Below are 20000 nucleotides of genomic sequence, written 5' to 3'. Positions count from 1 at the left end.
AGAAAGCGACTACGCCAAGCCATTGCGCTTGGCCAGCTCACCCAGAGCAATCAGGTTTTCTACACTCAGCTTGCGTTGAAGTCGAATTTTGTACGTGCTCACAGTCTTGTGATTGATCATCAACTCATCGGCGATGGCCTGATTGCCCATGCCGCGAGCCAGCAGCTTCAACACGGTGATCTCACGATCGGACAATTGTGCAATCAGCAGGCTTTCCTCGCTGGCGGCCTGGGTATTGTCGCGTAACTGGTGAATGGTGTTGGCCGGAAAATAGCTGTAACCCGACAACACGGCCTTCACCGCACCGACCAGTTCGTCCAGGTTGTCATCCTTGCAGACAAAACCCGCTGCACCAGCCTGCAACGAACGCATAGCGAAGTTTCGAGTGTCGCCGGAGGTAAGGATCAGCACTCGGGTAGAAATACCGATAGCTTTGAGGTGCGCAATGACTGACAGGCCGTCCATTCTCGGGATGCTCAAGTCAAGAACGATCATGTCCGGGAGCAGTTTGCGGATGGCTTCTACCGCATCTACACCGTTGTCGACCTCGGCGACAATCGAATGCCCTTCCTGCTCGAGCATCACGCGCACAGCCATGCGCATCAGGGGGTGGTCGTCGACGATGACTATGGTGCCCATGATTAATTATTCCTGAAGTTCGATTTGAGTAGCGATGACGGTATAGTCTATGCAAGGGAACAACTGAGCAGCTAATCGCAACCCAAAGTATTCGAAGCAATCTGCGTTTTGCGGCATGACGTACCGAGAAACGCATAAGTTATTGCGAACACTCGGCAACCTGCTGTTGAGGCGCCGTCGCCGAGGACGCTAGCAAGAGGCGGCAATCATACTCAACTTATTCGCAGCGCAAACCGCAAGAATCTCTATGCCACCATAGATATATCCTTTGCGCAGGCAGGATAATTCCTACAACAGTATAGTTGACCAGAAAGCTTTCTTGGCGTCAGACGCTGTTTGTGCCCTCTCTCTACTGAACACATCTTCCAACCAATCGAACCAAAGATAATCGGTAAAATCATGCTATCGGGTCCGCGCGCACCATCTGACTGCACGCGGCCCCCGTTTATCTACACGCCTGTAAACCAGCTCAGCGGTGCACGCGCCTGCATCGTGATGGTTTTTATCTGTGTATAAGCATTCAGCGTCTCCCGACAAAACTCACGGCCTATACCACTGTTTTTATACCCGCCAAACGCCGTCCCATCGGTAATGTTCGAGTAGCGATTGATCCACACCGACCCTGCCTCCAGCCGCGCAGCGGTCTCCATAGCGTGCTGCAGGTTGCTTGTGTAGATCCCGGCGGCCAAACCGTATTCAGTTCCATTGGCCTGGGCGATCATCGTTTCATAGTCGTCCCACACGATCAGCGAAAGCACCGGGCCAAAAATCTCTTCCTGACAGATGCTCATATCGTTACGTGCCAGTAATAACGTTGGTTGTATGAAGTAACCGTGCTCGCAACCTGGAACCGATGCTCGACCACCACCTGCGAGCAGTTTGGCGCCCTCCTCCAGGCCCATGATGATGTAGCTCAACACGCGCTCACCTTGTTGCGCATTGACCAAGCAACTGACCCGTGATTCTTCAGCCAAGGGTGATCCGACTCTCACGCGCTTGAACGCGGCTATCAGTTTTTCCTGAAACTGTTCGGCAATCGATGCATGCACGAACAAACGCGTGCCCGCCAGGCACGACTGCCCATTGTTATGAATGGCGGCGAAGGTGGTGTTGTCGACCACCGCATCGATGTCGTCGATGTCCGGAAACACGATATTGGCGCTCTTGCCACCCAGTTCGAGTGTTGAGGGCACAAGACGTCGGGCTGCGACACCTGCTACCGTACGGCCGACTTCGGTACTGCCGGTGAACGATAGCTTCCTGATCAAAGGATGCTCGCTCAACGCTGCACCGACGATGTCACCCCGCCCAGTGACCATGTTCACCACACCGGCGGGAAAGATCTTCTGGATCAGCTTGCCCAACTCCAGCGTCGACAACGAAGCATTTTCATCAGGCTTGAGCACGACGGTATTACCGGCGACCAGTGCCGGTGCGAGCTTGAACGCGGCCATGATCGCCGGCGCGTTCCAGGGAATGATCTGCCCGCATACGCCCAAAGGCTCACGCTTGGCGATGGCGTAACCACCGTCGATTTCCCGACCAGTGTCTTCATGAGCCATGATCACCGAGGCGAAATAGCGATAGTGTCGGACGGCGGTCAGGTAATCCTTGCGTACTTCGCTGATGCAGCGCCCCACGTCATGGGCATCGATCATGGCCAGGCGTTCGCTGTGCTCTTCGATCTCGTCAGCCAGCAGGTTCATCAGGCGCGCGCGCATTTGCTGACCCAGGGCACGCCAGGCGGGAAACGCTGCATGCGCAGCCTTTACAGCGCGATCGACATCCTTGGCGTCACAATAGCGGATGTAGGCTAAGTGCCTGCCCGTGGCAGGGTCGACCGCAGCAAAAGAGCGCGCTTTATCGTCAGTTTCAAACACCCCATTTATCAGTGGGCCATAAGACTTATCGAAATTGATTTGCATGGTGTACCTCATATTTAAACGTGAAATCTGGATGAGCTCTGTTATAAAATCCCGATTACTTTATTTTCCGTCCACCCAGGTGATATATGGATCCTCTGTCCGACGTTCTTTCCTTGCTGAGAATCCGTAATTACCACTCAGCCACGCTCTCCTTGGGCGGTGATTGGGCCTTCACTTTCCCTGAACGTGAGGGCATCAAGTTCACCGCGGTGGTCAAGGGCAGTTGCTGGTTGCAAGTGGATGGCGAACAGCAGCCGCAGCGCCTGCACCAGGGTGATTGTTTCCTGATGACCCGTGGCATGCCTTTTTCGCTCTACAGTGATATGTCCCAGCCGGTGATGAACTCCGACGGTCACTTTCAAACCCTCGCGGCGGACGAACTGGCCTTGCATTACGGCGGCAATGACACGCAGTTGGTCGGTGGCCGCTTTGACTTCAGCGGCGTGCCTACCCAGTTACTGCTCAGCAGCCTGCCCTCGCTGGTTCACGTGCAGGCCAATGAGCCCCAGGCATCGCTCCTACGCTGGGCTCTTGAGCGCTTCACCTCGGAGCTGCAGCAGAAGCGCCCAGGCCGCTCGCTGATGAACGAACACTTGGCGCACCTGATGCTGGTCGAAGTTTTGCGCACTCACTTGGCGACCCTGGAAAGCAGCGGCATCGGCTGGTTTTACGGCCTGGCCGACCGCAACCTCAGTGTTGCCCTTAGCGCGATGCACGCCGACCCGGCCCATCGCTGGAGCGTCCAGGAACTGGCGCAACTGGCAACCATGTCGCGCTCGGCCTTCGCGCTGCGCTTCAAACAGGTGGTCGGCGCAGCACCCATGGAGTATCTGACGTACTGGCGCATGTTGCTGGCCAGTGATCGGTTGAAGAACTCCGATGACTCGGTGTCCACCATCGCGTTCTCATTGGGTTATGAGTCCGAAAGCGCATTCAGCACGGCATTCAAGCGCGTCATGTTGCAGTCGCCCCGCCACTATGTGCGCGAGCACGCCGCCCAGGTTTAGTGCAGGCCGCCGCCGATTATCAGGGTTTCACCGGTGATCCAGCCTGCATCCGACGACGCCAGGAAGGCGACGGCGGGTGCAATATCCTCGGGCTGACCGATGCGCCCCAGCGGTGTAATAGCTTCAATTTTTTGCCGGAACGCCTCTTCGAAAAAGCCACTGGCGTGCACACCCTCGGTGACAACCAGTCCGGGATTCACTGAGTTGACACGGATATTTCTGGGCCCCAATTCATTGGCCAGGGTACGGGTGATGGCGTCAACCGCAGCCTTGGAGGCGGTGTACACCGCCGAATTGGCCGGTGTGAACGAGGTGACGCTGGAGCTGATGTTGACGATGCTGCCGCCCTTAGGGTTGAACACTTCAACTGCTGCCTGGGTACACTGGATCAGTCCCAGGACGTTGAGGTTGAACTGGCGATGAAACTCCGCCTCAGTAATGTCGGCCAAGGCGCTGGTCGAGTAGACACCGGCATTGTTGACCAAAATATCGAGGTGACCATGCTCATGCACAATGGTCTTGAACAGCGCCTTGAGGTCGGCGCTGTTGGAGACATCGGCCTGCACTGCATGTGCCCTGGCGCCGGTTTGCAGGATATGTTCAACCACCCGGTCAGCGTCCTCGCGGCTGTTGGCGTAGTTAACGATGACGGTGGCGCCATCCTGGGCCAATTGTTTGGCAATGGCCGCGCCAATGCCCTTGGAAGCGCCGGTCACCAGCGCGACTTTCTTGTGCAACCTTTTCATGTTCACTTCCTTTCTATTGCTGGTTGAAACTCAGTGAATCCAGCTTAAGGGGATGCCGTGAACCGGTTAATAGCCAATGCTCCAGAAAAGCTTAGTAATCGTCCTGCCTTCATCACGATCGCCCGCGCCATAAGAATATGCAAAAGCAGATCAGTGAAAGCAGCAATGGGATTGCCAGGATGTTGAGCGCCTTGAGCAGCAGGCCTAGATGCTCAACCTGAAGGGTCAGTTCTCGTGCTACAAGGCGCATCTGCATTTCAACGCCCGCTTTTTCAGCGTTAAATTGTGCAAGGGCGGTTTGCTGTTCCGCCGTCAGAGGCATATCTCGCCCCTGCTCTGCGGCCAAAGGCGCGAGATGTTTTTCAGCTTCATCGAGCTTTCCCTGCAGCTCAACGCTCATGCTGCGATAACGCTCGCGGGCTTGCTGCTGCAACTGTTCGACCACAGTGAACGTTCGGCTGTAATGTCCCCGTGAGCGTAAGCTGATCAAGGCATCCGACCCGAACAGGCTGTCCAGCGCATTGAGCACCAGCACCGCATTGTCAGCCCATGGCACCGTGACTGCACGATCCCCTTGCTGCTGCACATCCGCCCACAGGTTGTCGCTCAATACGTCTGTGTCTGCCACCACCACGACGTTGATATTCTGCGCCTCGGTAAGCGCTTCGGGAGAGTCCAGAAAAGCCGAGCGTGCCGCCCCCTGCAGGCGTACCGCAATCAGATAACGCTCGCCTGTAGCCTTGAAGCTCTTGGACAGCGCGTCGGGGCTTTCCAGATGATTCAGAAGCGCCGTCTTGTAGGGCATGGCCTGCTCCGAACTGTGCAGCAGCGGTGTCAGAGTAGTTGTTGCACCCGGCACGGCGCTCAAGATACCGGCGGTTGTGAGGTTAAGGCTGCCAATACCAGCAGTAATCACATCCTTTTCATTCATCGCAGAGGGTGACAGCCCCAGGGCGGTCGGTTGCCAGACCGGCTCTGCGCCTTGGGCCATTGCCACAAACTGACCGTAGCGGCCGTCGCCCAACATGCGATCAGGTAGAAGCTTGATGCCCCACGCCTTGAACAAAAGCGCGAGGTCGGAAGACTTGTCTTTGCTGGGTATCCCAAAATAATAATCGCCGCGATCCTGCTCACTATAGGGGTCGACGAACACCAGCAAACGCCCGCCGCGCAGCACAAACTGATCAATAGCGCGCAGTGTCGCCATAGGTAAGCGCTTGGGATGCACGAGCATCAGGACATTGAGTGCACTGTCGATGGCGTCGACATCGGACGCTACTTCGCGCACTTCAAACGCATTGTCGATCTCCTGCATGATCCGCCAAGGCTGTCGCGTTCGCCCCGTCTGCACATCGAAGCCACCTGCCAACGGCAACGAAGACAACAGGCCAATCACGGGCCGCGCAGGCCGAGTCAACTTCTGCAATGTGCGGCTGATGTCGTACTCAAGGAACGTTTGTTGTTCAAGCGCAAAGAACCCAATGCTGGCGTGGTGCGCCTGGGCGTCAACGATGGCCAACCCAAAGAAAACCGCAGCACCCGCCTTGCCGATAGCGGCAGGTTGCAGGCCAAGTTCGACTGCGCGGGCTTCGTCTGCTGAAAACGGCGCAGGGTCAATCATGTGCACCCGTAGTCGGCCATTTGACACACGCTCATATTCACGCAGCAGTGCCTGGATGCGCACCGCGTAACTGCGCATGACCGTAAGGTCCCTGGCGGTCTGGCTGGAAAAGTAGAAGTACAGGTCGGTGGGCTCCACCACGGCTTGAATGATCTGGCGCGACCCCGGGCTCAGGGTGTAAAGCTGCTGCTCGGTAAGGTCCAACCGCATCGACGCCAAACGTGGCGCCAACTCGAAGTTGACCGCCACGAACCCAGCGATAATAACCACGAGGCGCAAGCAGGTACGTGTCATCGATTTGAATGACATGGCGTCACACTGCCTTTTTCAATTCAACCGCAATCACGGTAGCGGCGAGCCAGCCTATGATCTGGCTGAAAAAGTACAACACGTCCTGTGGGTCGATCACACCTCGGCATAGTCCCTCGAAATGTGTGAGGAAACTCAACGAAGCCACGCCATCGAGCCAGGGCAAACTTGACCAACCACGCAAGACATCCAATACCACCGGGAAGCCACAGGCCATGAATGCCAGACATAGCGCCATTGCGGTAAGGAAGGCAATCAGTGAGTTCTTGGTCAGTGCCGACAGGCACCCGCCAATGGCCAGGCAACTGCCAGCCAGCAACCAACTGGCCAGATAGCCACAAAGGATGACGCCGTTGTCTGGCGCCCCCAGGTAGTTGACTGTAATCACCAGTGGAAACGTCAACGCCAGCGCCAACCCGCTGACCGCCCAGGCAGCGAGGAACTTGGCCACAACCGCCTCAGCCGTACCCACGGCCAGGCACATCAACAACTCGATTGATCCGCTCTGCCGCTCGATGGACCACATGCGCATGGCAAGGGTCGGCAGCAGCAACGCATATAGCCACGGCAGATAGTCGAAGAACGGTGCCAGGTCGGCCTGGTTACGCTGGTAGAAGTCGCCCAGGTAAAAAGTGCTGATACCGCTGAGCAGCAGTAGCAAGAGGGTAAACACATACGCGACGGGAGTGAGGAAATAACTGCACAGTTCGCGCTTGAACACCGGCCAGAACGTCCTCATGGTTGTTGCTCCCGGGTCAGCAGCCGGAAGACCTCCCCCAGAGAGCCTCGCTCGACTTCCTGGCGTGGCACATCCCAGCCGCGACTCACAATCAGCGAATTGATAGCCGGTAATATCACCGCTCCAGCGCGTGCCAGCACCCGCACGCTATAGGGTTCAGGCCCCACCTCTATGCCTGAAACGCCTGGCAGCATGCCAAGTGTCATTACATCGAGAGGCCGGGTGGCGTACAACGTCACTGCCTGGTGATAGCGCGAACGACTTTCCAATTCCAGCGGGGTGCTGTCGACCAACAGCCGACCTTTATCCATAACCAGCACGCGGCTGCACAATGCGGTGACCTCTTCGAGGATGTGGGTAGAAATGATGACGATTTTGTCGCGGGCCAACTCCTTGATTTGCTCGCGCACGCGGTACTTCTGATTCGGGTCCAGACCATCGGTGGGCTCATCGAGGATCAGTATCTTGGGATCATGCAGGATCGCTTGCGCCAATCCGACGCGGCGCTGGAACCCCTTGGACAGGGTATCGATGGTCTGGCCACGTACTTCCATCAGCTCGAATTGCTCAAGCATGGACGTGATCCGCGCCGTCTTTTCGCGCCCACGCAAGCCGCGCACTTGAGCAATAAAACCTAAAAAACTCGCGACGGACATTTCGTTATAGCAAGCCGCTGTTTCAGGAACGTAGCCGATCAGACGTTGAGCGTGGCGCGTCTGACGGCGTATATCAAAACCGAAAAAGTTGGCGGTGCCTGAGGTGGGCGACATGAACCCGGTGAGCATACGCAGGGTGGTGGACTTTCCCGCGCCGTTGGGGCCGAGCATCCCCAGCACCTCACCCGAGGTGGCCTTGAAAGACACATCGTTTACTGCCAGGGCTTTGCCGAAACGTTTGGTCAAATGCGTTATATCGATCATGGTTTCCCAGTTACCTGCTCAGACGCGGCGAAGCGTCTGAGAGTGCACGCTTCGTTTCGCGACGCACCTTATCGATAGGGTACGGATCCTGAAACCTCATCAGCGGTGAATCCGATTGTTCCTTGGCGCGAATCGAACTGTCCATTGGCGAGTAGGATTTATCTGACAACGCTATTAGGTCCAGCTGGCTATTCTGCTCACCTCACCGCTACCCCCTTCAGCCTCACGGAGCCGGATTGCTCATGTTATTGCGAACGCTTGAAATACCCGATGCCCATGGTCAATTGCTCAACGCCGTGGTCCTGTGCGGTTTCACCGCCACCGGTCTCCATCGACAGTTTCTGGTTTATAGCCTCAATGAAAAATCGGGCGACGAACTGGTGAAGATTTACCTGACGTATCTTGAAGGCGAGGACCAAACGCTGCGCATGTGCGATGCCCCGCCTGAGATACTTACGGCGGCGGCTCAAGTACTGAAGGATGTTTTGCGCGATGCCTGCGCGACCGTTCCAAGACAAACCGAAAATACTTATGCATTGATGGACCTGACCGACACCGACATTGAGTGCAGCGCTGTAAATACTCACTACAGCCTCAAGATCAGTGACGCGTGGCTCATGAATCTCTTGCATTACGACCCACCGTCCGAGGCCAGTGCCCTGCCCCTGCAGTCGAAAGACACGAGCAGTTGCGCGCCCCTGGCAATCCGCGAGGCGAGCAGTGTGACGGTTGAGTCGGTAGCAACATGCAACGTACAGACAACTTCGTCAAAGATTGACGCGAACATAAAATCACTTGTCGCCAGCATCACCCACCACAAGGAAATATTACTGGGCAAATATGTAAAGCTCGATGAGCTTCAACGCGAACTCGAACAACGAGAGCAGCAATTACTCATCCGCGAACAGGCACTAAACCAGCGTGAGGATGAATTACTGGCCAGCATCAGTTCCTTACAGGCAGCAGAAGAACAACTCGATGCACTTCTCGACAGATGAAAATTCCAGCAAGACAACAAAGCGTATTGGTTATTTAAAGAATCGACATCCGTCACCTGCTGTATTCCATCAAGGAAAAGTAAAGGTAAACTCCGCCGCTCCATTCGCGGCGCCCGCTTTCAACGTCTCATCATGCCCCTGGCGAACGTAATGTGCGCTCAACGGTATTTTGGCTCCATCACCAGCCCGTTTCATCGGATAAGCAGCGCCGTCATAACGAACCACCTGATGCGTCAACTCATTGATCATGACTATCCCAAAACCCTGGGCACTGGTCACATAGGGTTCAAGAGTCAGTATCGTGGGGTCCGCAGGCGGCCCGTACTTGTCAGTGAATGTAATCTCTGGCTTGGCGTTGGCCGCGCATTGGCTCAACTCGATGGCGAAGTGCACAGGCATTGAAGTCGCACCCACCTGAGGAAAATCGTTCAGGCTCATGCGCCCCAGTTGCACCGGTATCGTCTGGTAGGTTTGCACGTCACAGGTATTTGGAATTTCAATCGGGCCACCATTCCCCATATTGATAGCAGCGGGCCCCATCAGCAGGTAAGGCGCGCGACAGATGCCAATCGGTATGTTGTCTGTAGGTACCTCCACACTACTGCCAAAAGCAGCTTTGCCCCTGGGTAGATCCACCGCATAAAGCATGAGTTGAGAACTGCCGGCAACGCGATCGACGATCAGTTTTCCGGCAGGAAGTTGGCTGGATGCGACCGTTAGAATCAACTGTTGCATGTAGTTGGTAACCATCGTTGAACCACGCGTTTGCGCTGCGGACGAATCATATTGAACGCGCTCTTTCTCCATCGCGATCGGCAGTGGCGTTTGCAGCAGCGGTCGACGTTGACCGTCCGATGAGTTCACATATATTTTCAGGCCAATGCCGTCAATGTTGGTGGGGGCAATTCCGTCTGTCAGCGGTGTACCGGGTCCCCAATAGGCCATAGAAACCAACTCATGGGCAATGCCGGCAGCCGGGGCAAAGTTGTAGTTGGCATTCAGCGCTACAGCGCGCTCCCATAACACCGAGCCAATGGGCGTATTACTCGTCAAAGGTGTCACTTGTGACCACGGCCTGCCCATACCGTTGCTGAATGTGCAAGACGTCGCAACACTGTCGACCAACGTCCCGGCTTCAGCCGCCACGCCATATATAAACAGCCATATGCCGACGCACGCTATGGCCGACCTTGAACGCCGAACATTTAGTATTGAATTCATATCAGGCATCGCAGAGTCAACAGACGGCCTGACGCATCACCTGCGTCAGGCCGTCTGGGATTAGAAGGAAAGGTTAACGATCAACGAATGGAGCCAAAATTTATGCCATACAAAGGCACAAGCGCAGCCTCTCCGGAGACGCCATTGAATGCCATATCACCGAAGTTAGCCCCGACCAAGCCACCAAAGGTCTGGCCATAATAAGGCGATAACACGGTGAGCTTCCCAGTGGCGACAGACAGGCGAACGTTTCCGGCGTTCATGCCGACCAAGCCCCCCAGGGTGGCATTGGTGCCACCACTGACCCCGCCAGTTGCCGATGAGTTGGTGATAGAGCTCTGGTTTAAACCGACCAAGCCGCCCACAATTGCACGCACGCCCCCCTGAACGGTGCCACTGGCCATGGCCGATTCAATATGGCTGCTGAAGTTGCTGCCGTGGGTGCCGACAAGGCCGCCGACATAGCTGCTTTCCCCACCCACCACCGCGCCACTGGCTTCAACCGATTGCAACTCGCCAGCATTGGCCCCTATCAGGCCTCCCACCTGACTTGAAATCGACCCGCTGGTTTTTCCGCGAGCCACAGAATGACTGATGGTGCCCTCATAGTTGTTCCCCACCAGACCGCCAACCCGAGCATTGCGCCCGCCTGTGACAGTGCCCAAGGCTTGTGCTGTATCAATGGTGCCGGAAATATTATTCCCCACCAAACCACCAACATTCTCCCCAGCGCTATCCCATACATCGCCGCCAGCCTTGACCTCTTTGAGCCTGCTATTCTGGCTAGTTCCCACCAAGCCTCCGGTACCGATGGCGCCGGACCCTGTAACTTTGCTGGTAGAGGTTGACTGGATGATGTCGCCGTTTTTGCTGAAGCCTACCAGACCGCCCACATTACCGGCACCGGTGCCGCGTACCTCACCCGATGACTCCGTGCGCTCAAGCAAACCGCTGGAGTTGAAACCCACCAGGCCGCCAACATTGACGCCGGCGCCGTTGCCATTTGTCGAACCGGTACTGATGGCATCAGTGATGACGCCACCCTGGTTGGCACCCACCAGCCCGCCAACGCCACCCATGGCGTCTCGCTGCATGGCGCCGCCCACCACGGTATTTGAAACCACATGGTCTAACCGTGCCGTACCGGCTGAGGTCGTAACGTTTTCACCGGCTATACCGCCGATGGCGTGCGTATACGCGTTGCCCGCCACGCGCCCACTGGACACGGCATTTTTGATTGTGCCACCGTAGTTTTGCCCAACAACCCCACCGACGCTGTTCGCCCCGCTGCTGCCAGCGTTGACCAAGAGGTTGCGGGCAGTCACGTTGGACAATGTACCGACGTTCAGCCCCACCAGCCCTCCGATCGCTGCAAACCCATAGGCTTGCGACCCACCATTATTGATAGTCGCACTCGCCAGTGTCAGGTTGCTGATCGTGCCTGAGGAGACCGCAAACAGCCCGCTGTTACTGCCGGTGCTGGAGACCCACAAGTTGCTCACTGTGTTGCCCAAACCATCGAAAACACCTCCGAAGACGGATTTATCGCCAATCGCCTTGAATTGAGCCTCGCGGCCAACGATGTTATTACCCAGCACGTAATGGCCGTTGAGGTTCGCGTTGATGTTCTGTAACTGCGCAAGGTTCTGGATCACGGTGTATCGATCACCATTGGAGGCGTACGTCGCCCCTGCGCCAGACAAGGTCAACTGACCGCCCGTGCCTAATACCGAATCCCCTACGTGATTCAATGTGAGGTCGCTGAAGAGCCCGGTCAGTGAAACCTTACTGTTTACGTTCACATCACCACCGGCGTTGAGCGCTACACGCGCACCGCTACCGGTCGCATCCACGTTACCGTCGAGGTTGACGTTCCCGGTCGCGCTCAAGGTCAGACCATTGGCGCTGTTCCAGGCTATCGGCCCAGCCAGGTTCAAATCACCGTCGGTACTGACCAGCTCAATATTGGTGCTGATCAAGTTGCGCGACAACGTGTCGGAGTAGGCGGTCTTCCCCGCTGATGCTGCAGTTGGCTGAATCTGGACTGTCTTGGCGCTGACTTTAAACGTACCGGTCTGACCATTGGTGGCCAGTGTATTGACCTGGGTTCCCAGTTGGGTCTCGACCGTGGCGCCCTTGGCCTCGATCATGCCACCGCTGCCATAGGTATTTTGGGCGTGAGCCTGCAGCGAACCGCCGACCTTGACCGTACCTGCATCGCCGCCATCCAGCGTGATACGGCCAGCTTTGCCGCTCAAGGTTTTGGCTTCGATGGCGCCCTGGTTATTCACCACCGTTTGCAACATCGCATTGGCGCTTTTACCGGTCATCAGCACCTGGCCACCGTCGGCCTTGAGCAAGCCGCCGTTTTGCGCCAGGGCGTTGATCGCATCACCGGTGACCTGAAGATTGAGCAGTTGGTTGCCGTCGAAATTGACCGTGAAATCATTCCCAGCGCCCAACGCAACCTGGCCCATCTGGGCCTGGATAACGCCATCGTTGCGCACCTGGTTGCCAAGTAGCGCAATACTGCCGCCCTGCTGCGCGTTGATCGTGCCGCTGTTGCTGATTTCTGCATTGGAAACACCGCTGAAGGTGTATTTGCCAGCGAGGAAATCCGCGTCTTTGATGTCCTTGGTGGTAGCAATCAAGCTTCCGACATTGATCTGTGCGCCTTGACCGACCACGATCCCGTTGGGGTTGACCAGAAACACGCGACCATTGGCGTCCACTTGCCCCTTGATGCTACTGACGTTAGTACCGATTACCCTGTTGAGCGCAATGGAAGTGGCGCTCGGTTGGTTGAATACCACCTTTTGTCCTGCGGCAACGCTGAAGTCCGTCCAGTTGGTAATCAACTTGTCGCTGTGCTGGTTGATCGACATTTGCGAGTTGGATTCGAATCCCAATATGTCGCCCTTGCCGGAGACTACCGTACCGCCTAACGGCAAAGCGAATGCCGGTGCAGCGCCCAACAACGCCAGCGTGCCGATGGCCGAACATTTGGCGCCGGTCTTGCAATGCCGGCGAGCCCCTTCGTGAGCAACCTTCCAGCAGTTCATCGCGTGGTTCCAGACCAGTGAGTAAACCTTGTTCACATGAATTTCCTCTTCCTTAATGACGCCTTGCATAGCGTTGCAAGGCGGTACTGCTTCCAGGCACAAATGTGCTTAGAAATACTGAATGGCGCTGAACCACACGCGCGGATCCTGATGCGGTGCGTCGTTCTGCTCAGTCCCGTGGATGGGCCATGCTGCGGTGACGCTGAGCTGTTGCCCGGCGCCGCGCCAACTGGCGCTAACCCCTGCGGCCGTTAGTGATCGCTGATTGCTTTGCGCGGTCCAGGGCCGCTTGCTGACCGTGATGACGCCCCGGTCGGCGAAGCCGCTCAATTGCACGCCCGGCGCGGCCAGGTAGCGCAGCTCGGTACTGGCCTGCCAGCCCTGGTCACCACTGCCGGCACCCAACGCGTAGGCACGAACACCATTGGGGCCACCAAGGCCAAACTTCTCGGAGCTGTCGAGGTTGTTACCCGCCCACTGCGCATTCAATTGGCTGTACAGCTGCCAGCGCGGGCTCAGGTACTGCAAGCGGCCGAGGCTCAGATTGGCGCGTGTGAAATGTCCCGCGGCGCCGGCGCTGAGCCTATCCATGGTGCGGTCGATGGCTTCGCCGATACCCAGGCGCCCCGCGCTGTAGCTGAGCGAGACAAAACTTTGCCCACCGCCCAGCCAGCGATCCTGGCCACTGGCGTTGATGCCCAGGGTCCACAACTCCACATGCTTGGGGCTGCGCAGGTCGAACAGGTCGATATCGTCTTGCAGTTGCTTGTCGTCGAACTGCAATTGCGCGCTGAGGTTGAAGGTGCGACTGCGAATCAAGGGTTGCAAAGCGAAGAGGCTGCGCACGGTGGCTTGGCCTTTTGCTTCGAGCACTTCTACGTCCTTGCCCAGTTGGTAGCTCATGCGCGAATAAGAGGTGCCAAGGGTGGTCGACCACGGGCCCACGGGCAGGCTGTAGCCGAAGCGGTAGTAACGTTGGTGCTGATCGCTTTGCAGCAGGCGCATGTTGAGGGCATCACCCAAGCGCAGCGGGTTGTTTAAAACCAGGCTGGCGCCAAGGCGATATTCGCCGGTGTAGCGGTCGCCGTAGTTGTCGGCTTCCAGGGTGCCGGCGTACCAGGGGCCAGGCTCGGCATCGACCACCAGGTCGGTGCTGCCGGGCAGTGATCCGGGGCGCAAGGTGCCTTTTACTGCCACGCCTGGAAGATCGCTGAGCAACAACAGGCTTTGCTCCAGGTCTGCGTCGTAGACCGCCTCACCCGGACGCAATGCCGACAACGGTTGCTGCAACACAGCATCGATCACGCGGGAGCGATTGTTCAACTCGATGCGGCCGTAATGTCCCTCCAGCACCTGGATACGCACGATGCCTTGATCAATGTCCTGGGCGGGCAAAAAAGCCCGCGCCAGTGCATACCCGTGAGCCTGGTAATACTGTGTGATGCGTTGTGCAGCGGCGCGTAGCCCGGCGAGGTCCAATGACTGGCCCGGCAAGTCGGCCAGCAGTTCAAGCAGTTGCTCGCGATTGAAGGCCTGGTTGCCGTCGATCACAAAACCTTTCACTTGCAACTGCATACCGCCGCCAGGCGTTGCCTGAGACGGTGCTGAAGGCTGGGGCATGTCAACCTGCACCGGCGCAGAAGGCAGGGGTGCCGGTGCCAGGGATTCGATGTCACGCATCACCTGGCCCGCACTGGGCACTTGTGCCCACGCCGAGGGCACGCCAGAGAGCGCCAGCGCGACACCGACGGCGAGCAAAGGCCTCGTCGCGAAACCGTTAATCATGGTGAACCGGCGCCCGTGCATCGATCATTTCTCCCCTGTCTGCAACAAATTGGTAATGGATAAAAGTGGGTGTCGCCGACGCCCCTGTAAGGGGGAAATCCGCGCAGGTAAATGGCGCAATCGTGGCGCTGCGCTGAATCTCGTCAGCGGCTCCCGGCTCCAGTCGCTGCGCAGTGAGCGAGACAAAAAACGGTGCCTTATTGCAGGCCTCAAGGGCCTTGCGGTGTGCACGCCAGGTCAACTGTCGGCCCGCCTCTTCCGCGCTCCCCGCCAGCCCCGCCGGCCTGAACAGCAGCTTCATGCGCAACCGATACGAAAGCCGCAGCAGATGTGTACTGCGTGGCGGCAGCGGTGGCACTTCAAGGAAGTTCAGCCAAAACAGCGACTCGCGGTCGGTGGGCAGCGCTTCGCCGGTGTAGCGGACTTCAAGCGCACTGCGCTGCCCAGGGTCCAAGCGCAACAACGGACGGCTGACTACGAACGGCACGGACAGGCCTGAGGGGTCTTGATTGATCTGGCCACGGTCCAACCAGCTCTGGGCCAGGATCGGCGCTTCGCCGCCATTACTGATTCGTACCGTCAGCGCACGTGCATCGGCTGCGTAGACGAAGCGAGTTCCCGTCACCGTCAACGCTGCCTGGCTGCTACTGGCATGCGCGCAAATCAGCAGGCACACGGCATAAAGCGACCTCACAACCCGCGCTCCTTACCTGCAGGCCGGGCGTCTATGTCGTGACACACCAGATTGAGCAACTCGAACGCGCTGCCTTCGCGGGCGTGGCGCTCGGGCAACGCATAATCCACTTGGCATTGCTGGTCGGCATCGCTGCCCCACTCCACGCGAATCGAGCCACGATCCTTGTCACTGCGTACCACCAGCCGGCTGCCCTGCCCCACCGCACCAATCACTTGGCCGCTCTGCACATCAATGGCTGAGGCAGCAAACGGTAGGCGTTGGCCATTGCTGCGTCGGCTGTCGATCAACAGCGGGCGGGATCTACGCGTCGGAAAATCCAGCATCACCACGGCGCCTGCGCGAGGCGCAACGCTGCGTGAGCTGACCTGAAGCTCCACATCATTGGGTACGCCTTGCGGGTCGACATCAACCTGGTTGAGCTGATAAGGGCTCAGGCTGGTGATGATCGCGTAGCCGTCCTTGCCAATGCTCGACCCTGCGTAGCCAACCCTGGCGCCTTCGGCGTCGCGTGCCTTGACCACACCCACCGTTTCGCCAAGTGTTTGCGCAAGCGTCACACCGCCCGGGTGCAGGACCACGGCGCCCGATGCACTGAGTGACTGCTGGTGATAATCCGGCCCCTGGGAAAGGCTTGCACCGAACGCGCCTTGGGGCAGGCGGTAGTTGACGCTGGCATTGCTGGAGGCGCCCCGCTGCCTGTCCGCATGGGCGACCGAAACGGCATAAGAAGCATCACCGCGTTCATTGAAGGCACCGGATATACCGGTAGACATTTGCCGGCCTGAGCGACGGTCATGGCTGGCATAACTGTTGATCACCGCACCGCCATGCCCATCGCGGCCCAAGGGAATCGACAGCGTGAAGGTGAGCTGCGTGTCGTCTTGATCCCTTGCATGTCGCAGCCCACCTGGCGATGCGCTATGACTACGCTGGGCCGCGATCGAGTAGAAATTACCGCGCCACTGATTGCTGTAGCCCATGGAGAAACTGAGGGTCCGACCCGCTTGCTGCCAGTACTCGCTTGAGGAAGTGTTGAGATATACGTTGCCTCCATCGGTGCCCAGCCCCTGGCTGATATTGGCGTCGAACCGAGCGCGTACGCGGGCGAAGTCGGTGGCGCGCCCGGACTCGTTGCGCATCCGATCCTGAAGCGCTACCGCATCGTGAAGCCCCAAGTACCCGGACGTTGAATAGCGATAGGCGAGTAACGAGAAATTCGTGCGGCTATTGGGCAGGTTCTTGCTGTACGACAGGCGCAAACTGGAACCCTGCTGGGTCTGCCCTGCGGGGAGTTCGGTGCTGGCTGCAGTGAGGTCGGCGGCGAAACCGCCGAACCGTGTATTAAGCGCCATGCCTGCCAGGCCGGATACATAGCCGGGGGTCAGTGCGGTGCCGCCATAACCGGTCAGGTTGTTGTCCAGGCCGCGTTGCAGGGTGCCTTGCAAGACAAGCGGAGGTCGGCCGTGCAAACCGGGATCCACCAACTGACCGGCCACCAGGCTGTAGCGCGTTGAGCCTGGGCGGAGTAATTGCACCGTCGTAGCAAATGGCACGACGAACCCGTGTTCGCGACCATCGGCTTCGGTGACTGTTACCCGCAGGTCGCCACCAAAACTCGCTGCTTGCAAGTCGGCGATTTCAAAGGAGCCGGGCGCTACAGTTGTTTCGTAGACCAGGTACCCACGCTGATAGATCGAAACCTTGGCATTGGAGGTCGCGGTGCCACGTACCACTGGGGCGTAGTAGCGCTGCGTATCAGGCAACATGCGGTCGTCGCTTTCGAGCTGGACGCCGCGAAACGACACCGCATCGAACAACTCACCACTGGTAGTGCTCTCGCCGAACAGCAACTGCGACTTCCAGCCCGTGAGGTCGACCTGACCATAGGCGTAACCGCGCTGGTAACGCCCACCCAATGTGGGCGACCAGGTCAGGCTGGCGTTATGCCGCAGCCTGATACCCCCCAGGTTCAGGCCCATGTTCAACCCTGAATAAGCATGCGTGTCTCGGCGCCCTTGGCTCTGAGCGCTGAACAGGTTGGCGTCGTAGTTCAGCAAGCCGGCTGTTACGCCACTGTCCCAACTGGACGGGTCGACATAGGTGCTGGTGGCGGGCCGTTGCAGGTAGTACTGCGCAACGGTGATGCGCAGTTTCTGTTCGGGCAGGTCAACACTGATGGCAGCGCCCGGCACGAAACGCTCAAGCTTGTCGCAGGTCAGTCCTTGCGGGACGACCGCGCTCTGTTGATCGCTGCCACGTCCTCTGCGACTACGCTCAAGGTCTATGCCAACACGCATGAGTAGTTCGGCGCTATAGCATGGTTGTGCATCCGCAAGCCCGGCGACTGCCCGTAACTCGACCTCCTGGATCGCACGCCATTGGCCGTTGATCAGGATATCCAAGCGATAAGTCCCAGGAACATTGCGGTCCGGCTGTTCAAAACGGGTGGTATCAATGGCCATGCCGGACGCTCCTTGCATTAACATCTGTGAATCGAAAATGATCGGTTCATCAAGCTGGCTGGGCGTGACAGGCGTTGCCGTTGGCACATCCTGAGCCCATGCCTGAAGTTGCCCTCCCAACAGGACGGCAATGAATAAAAACAGTGCCCAAGGACGACTTTCATTCGCCCATGGCATAGCCAGACCACCGAATGCTCTCGGTCGAAATCGAACAGGTAAAAACATAGTCAGTCCCATGCCACGGCTGTGTGCCGGAACCGGAAAGAAGCGCGAGGCCTGTGGCGTTATTTGCCTACGGGCTGCTCGAACATCCGCCTTGCGCCATAGTCATTGATGGCTTCGTAACGCACTTTTGGCCGACTAGCGTGGCAGTTAAAGCGGATTGAGGTTGTGAGCACTGTCTTGCCGAACGGTGCCACCATCCCGGTTTTGACGGGAAACGCCTGGCCATCGCAGTCAACTTCGACATGGCCGAAGGACACGTAATACGGCGTCGGATTCGCCACCTCCAGGTTCGTCGCACCCGTGCTTTTGGGCGTCGCTACAACCGTCCATTTGAGCTGCTCGGGAGCAGCGTCTACGCCCGATGCAAGCGCGGTCGGGCGGTAAAGCAGCTTGAGTCGCGTCCTGAAGGCAAACTGCAACACCGCATCATCCGAAGCCCTGCGCGGCGGAGTTTCCAGCACATTGAGCCAGAACAGCGATTCGCGGTCGGTGACAGCAATGGATTGGGTTCGACTGATCCTCAACACCGCGCCACCACTGGGGTCAATCCGGCTGACCGCAGGCGCGACAACAAAGGGAACCTGAACATCCTCAGGGGCCATTTCTGCATGTCCATCATCCACCCAGCTTTGCACCAGTACTGGCTCACTACTGGTATTTGCCAACCTGACCGTCACGTCATCCACACCGGCAGGGAAAATGACTCGAGTGCCTTGCACCACAATGGCTGCCTGGGACGCTTGCACAAACAGCCCGAGGAACACAGCGCCGATGGCGAGAGAATACGTACGCGCTATCGGCGCCATGAACCACCTCCTGCATCGTCAGCGGTTATTGATAGGCCAGCGTGTAGCGTACGAACGAAATGCCAGAACCCGGAGTGACAGCAGGCGCGGTCGATACGTAAGACGCTTTGTAGGACAAGGTCGCAGTATTGCCTTTGACCACTGCCACCTGAGGCGTTGTTTCTCTTTGGCCCAGCTGGATTTTCTTGCCATTGGCCGTATCGTTGAATACTTGAATCTGCACGCCTGTTGCAGGTGCACTGCCAATCAGCTTGAGATTACCGGTGACCGAATCGATGTTCTCAACTTGATCGAAATCGATCGAAACCTTGGCGTCGTTAGTGCATTGCGCACCCGACAATTGCAGCTTGAACGGCACAAACGGTGACGCGTTGCCAATCGCGGCAAATGTACCTGGCGCGATCCGGCCAAGTTCCACATTGGTCACGTTGCCGTCGCCTGGCCCCTGGCCGTTAATGTCACAGGTCACATCTGTGATGCTGCCCGAGAAGTTTACAATCCCATCCGCCGCATAGGCCAGCGAAGGCGCAACCAATGCGCAAAGAAAACTAGATGCAATCAGTTTATTCAAAGAAACACTTTTCATACCATATCCTTATTAATTAAGTTTGCCACCGCTCAACTAGCAGACACCCCATTAAGGCGCAACTATCTCGACATGCACCTTCCAATATAACTACCAGAAGACCGAAACGACGATACAGGACTTTCTTGCGGTTTATTTATAGATCTTTCCTACAATGGCTAAAGACATTTCGCACTGACGATAATTTTTTTGCCAGCACCTCCAAAACCATATTTAACTAAGTGCTGCCCTCATCGAATGAGGCCGGCCTTA

Annotated in this window: 15 protein-coding genes; 2 read left to right on the top strand and 13 right to left on the bottom strand. The window is 57.5% G+C overall.

Going from position 1 to position 20000, the window contains the following annotated elements:
* Positions 1-9: 9 nt before the first annotated feature.
* Together E4O97_RS25255 and E4O97_RS25250 are read right to left on the bottom strand one after the other, a co-directional pair.
* Positions 10-639, bottom strand: a complete 630-nt coding sequence (locus E4O97_RS25255) for a response regulator transcription factor (RefSeq protein ID WP_186354667.1) — start codon at positions 637-639, stop codon at positions 10-12.
* A 449-nt stretch (positions 640-1088) separates the two neighbouring features.
* Complete coding sequence (locus E4O97_RS25250) at positions 1089-2564, bottom strand: aldehyde dehydrogenase family protein (RefSeq protein WP_138450857.1); 1476 nt, start codon at positions 2562-2564, stop codon at positions 1089-1091.
* Between the two features lie 86 nt (positions 2565-2650).
* Here E4O97_RS25250 and E4O97_RS25245 point away from each other — a divergent pair, with 86 nt between their 5' ends.
* Positions 2651-3571, top strand: a complete 921-nt coding sequence (locus tag E4O97_RS25245; RefSeq protein ID WP_138450855.1) for an AraC family transcriptional regulator — start codon at positions 2651-2653, stop codon at positions 3569-3571.
* Here the strand turns inward: E4O97_RS25245 and E4O97_RS25240 are convergent.
* The 4 genes from E4O97_RS25240 to E4O97_RS25225 all read right to left on the bottom strand — a co-directional run bounded on the left by E4O97_RS25240 (position 3568) and on the right by E4O97_RS25225 (position 7906).
* Positions 3568-4317, bottom strand: a complete 750-nt coding sequence (locus E4O97_RS25240; protein WP_216091364.1) for a glucose 1-dehydrogenase — start codon at positions 4315-4317, stop codon at positions 3568-3570. The two genes, E4O97_RS25245 and E4O97_RS25240, sit on opposite strands and share 4 nt — an antisense overlap.
* A 112-nt stretch (positions 4318-4429) precedes the next feature.
* The gene (locus E4O97_RS25235) at positions 4430-6148 is read right to left on the bottom strand and encodes a Gldg family protein (protein ID WP_248130134.1); all 1719 of its coding nucleotides are present in this window, start codon (positions 6146-6148) and stop codon (positions 4430-4432) included.
* Positions 6149-6251: 103 nt separating this feature from the next.
* Positions 6252-6986, bottom strand: coding sequence for an ABC transporter permease subunit (locus tag E4O97_RS25230; RefSeq protein WP_216091362.1), 735 nt, complete (start codon positions 6984-6986; stop codon positions 6252-6254).
* Positions 6983-7906, bottom strand: coding sequence for an ABC transporter ATP-binding protein (locus E4O97_RS25225; RefSeq protein ID WP_216091361.1), 924 nt, complete (start codon positions 7904-7906; stop codon positions 6983-6985). The genes E4O97_RS25230 and E4O97_RS25225 overlap by 4 nt, the downstream gene beginning before the upstream one ends.
* Before the next feature lie 242 nt (positions 7907-8148).
* Here E4O97_RS25225 and E4O97_RS25220 point away from each other — a divergent pair, with 242 nt between their 5' ends.
* Complete coding sequence (locus tag E4O97_RS25220; RefSeq protein WP_216091360.1) at positions 8149-8904, top strand: hypothetical protein; 756 nt, start codon at positions 8149-8151, stop codon at positions 8902-8904.
* A 69-nt stretch (positions 8905-8973) separates the two neighbouring features.
* Here the strand turns inward: E4O97_RS25220 and E4O97_RS25215 are convergent, their stop codons facing one another.
* The 7 genes from E4O97_RS25215 to E4O97_RS25185 form a co-directional block, all read right to left on the bottom strand.
* The gene (locus E4O97_RS25215) at positions 8974-9966 is read right to left on the bottom strand and encodes a fimbrial protein (protein ID WP_248130121.1); all 993 of its coding nucleotides are present in this window, start codon (positions 9964-9966) and stop codon (positions 8974-8976) included.
* Between the two features lie 239 nt (positions 9967-10205).
* On the bottom strand, positions 10206-13223 hold the full coding sequence (locus E4O97_RS25210) for a filamentous hemagglutinin N-terminal domain-containing protein (RefSeq protein ID WP_216091359.1): 3018 nt from the start codon (positions 13221-13223) through the stop codon (positions 10206-10208).
* 72 nt (positions 13224-13295) lie between these two features.
* Positions 13296-14972, bottom strand: coding sequence for a ShlB/FhaC/HecB family hemolysin secretion/activation protein (locus E4O97_RS25205; RefSeq protein WP_216091358.1), 1677 nt, complete (start codon positions 14970-14972; stop codon positions 13296-13298).
* The gene (locus E4O97_RS25200; protein WP_216091357.1) at positions 14965-15666 is read right to left on the bottom strand and encodes a fimbria/pilus periplasmic chaperone; all 702 of its coding nucleotides are present in this window, start codon (positions 15664-15666) and stop codon (positions 14965-14967) included. The genes E4O97_RS25205 and E4O97_RS25200 overlap by 8 nt, the downstream gene beginning before the upstream one ends.
* Positions 15663-18155 (bottom strand): fimbria/pilus outer membrane usher protein, encoded by a 2493-nt coding sequence (locus E4O97_RS25195; RefSeq protein WP_282445378.1) that lies wholly within the window; start codon positions 18153-18155, stop codon positions 15663-15665. Before E4O97_RS25195 ends, E4O97_RS25200 begins: the two co-directional genes overlap by 4 nt.
* A 260-nt stretch (positions 18156-18415) precedes the next feature.
* The gene (locus E4O97_RS25190; RefSeq protein WP_216091355.1) at positions 18416-19162 is read right to left on the bottom strand and encodes a fimbria/pilus periplasmic chaperone; all 747 of its coding nucleotides are present in this window, start codon (positions 19160-19162) and stop codon (positions 18416-18418) included.
* A 25-nt stretch (positions 19163-19187) separates the two neighbouring features.
* The gene (locus tag E4O97_RS25185; protein ID WP_216091354.1) at positions 19188-19748 is read right to left on the bottom strand and encodes a fimbrial protein; all 561 of its coding nucleotides are present in this window, start codon (positions 19746-19748) and stop codon (positions 19188-19190) included.
* Positions 19749-20000 lie beyond the last annotated feature (252 nt).

This window comes from Pseudomonas sp. W15Feb34 (assembly GCF_023127765.1).
Taxonomy (GTDB): domain Bacteria; phylum Pseudomonadota; class Gammaproteobacteria; order Pseudomonadales; family Pseudomonadaceae; genus Aquipseudomonas; species Aquipseudomonas synxantha_A.
This window is presented reverse-complemented; position numbering and strand designations above follow the sequence as displayed.

Excerpts from the sequence above, each read along its gene's own strand:
- E4O97_RS25190 (WP_216091355.1), bottom strand. The coding sequence starts at position 19,162 with ATGGCGCCGATAGCGCGTACGTATTCTCTCGCCATCGGCGCTGTGTTC.
- E4O97_RS25230 (WP_216091362.1), bottom strand. The coding sequence starts at position 6,986 with ATGAGGACGTTCTGGCCGGTGTTCAAGCGCGAACTGTGCAGTTATTTC.
- E4O97_RS25220 (WP_216091360.1), top strand. The coding sequence starts at position 8,149 with ATGTTATTGCGAACGCTTGAAATACCCGATGCCCATGGTCAATTGCTC.
- E4O97_RS25255 (WP_186354667.1), bottom strand. The coding sequence starts at position 639 with ATGGGCACCATAGTCATCGTCGACGACCACCCCCTGATGCGCATGGCT.
- E4O97_RS25235 (WP_248130134.1), bottom strand. The coding sequence starts at position 6,148 with ATGCGGTTGGACCTTACCGAGCAGCAGCTTTACACCCTGAGCCCGGGG.
- E4O97_RS25240 (WP_216091364.1), bottom strand. The coding sequence starts at position 4,317 with ATGAAAAGGTTGCACAAGAAAGTCGCGCTGGTGACCGGCGCTTCCAAG.
- E4O97_RS25250 (WP_138450857.1), bottom strand. The coding sequence starts at position 2,564 with ATGCAAATCAATTTCGATAAGTCTTATGGCCCACTGATAAATGGGGTG.
- E4O97_RS25225 (WP_216091361.1), bottom strand. The coding sequence starts at position 7,906 with ATGATCGATATAACGCATTTGACCAAACGTTTCGGCAAAGCCCTGGCA.
- E4O97_RS25195 (WP_282445378.1), bottom strand. The coding sequence starts at position 18,155 with ATGTTAATGCAAGGAGCGTCCGGCATGGCCATTGATACCACCCGTTTT.
- E4O97_RS25245 (WP_138450855.1), top strand. The coding sequence starts at position 2,651 with ATGGATCCTCTGTCCGACGTTCTTTCCTTGCTGAGAATCCGTAATTAC.
- E4O97_RS25185 (WP_216091354.1), bottom strand. The coding sequence starts at position 19,748 with ATGAAAAGTGTTTCTTTGAATAAACTGATTGCATCTAGTTTTCTTTGC.
- E4O97_RS25205 (WP_216091358.1), bottom strand. The coding sequence starts at position 14,972 with ATGATTAACGGTTTCGCGACGAGGCCTTTGCTCGCCGTCGGTGTCGCG.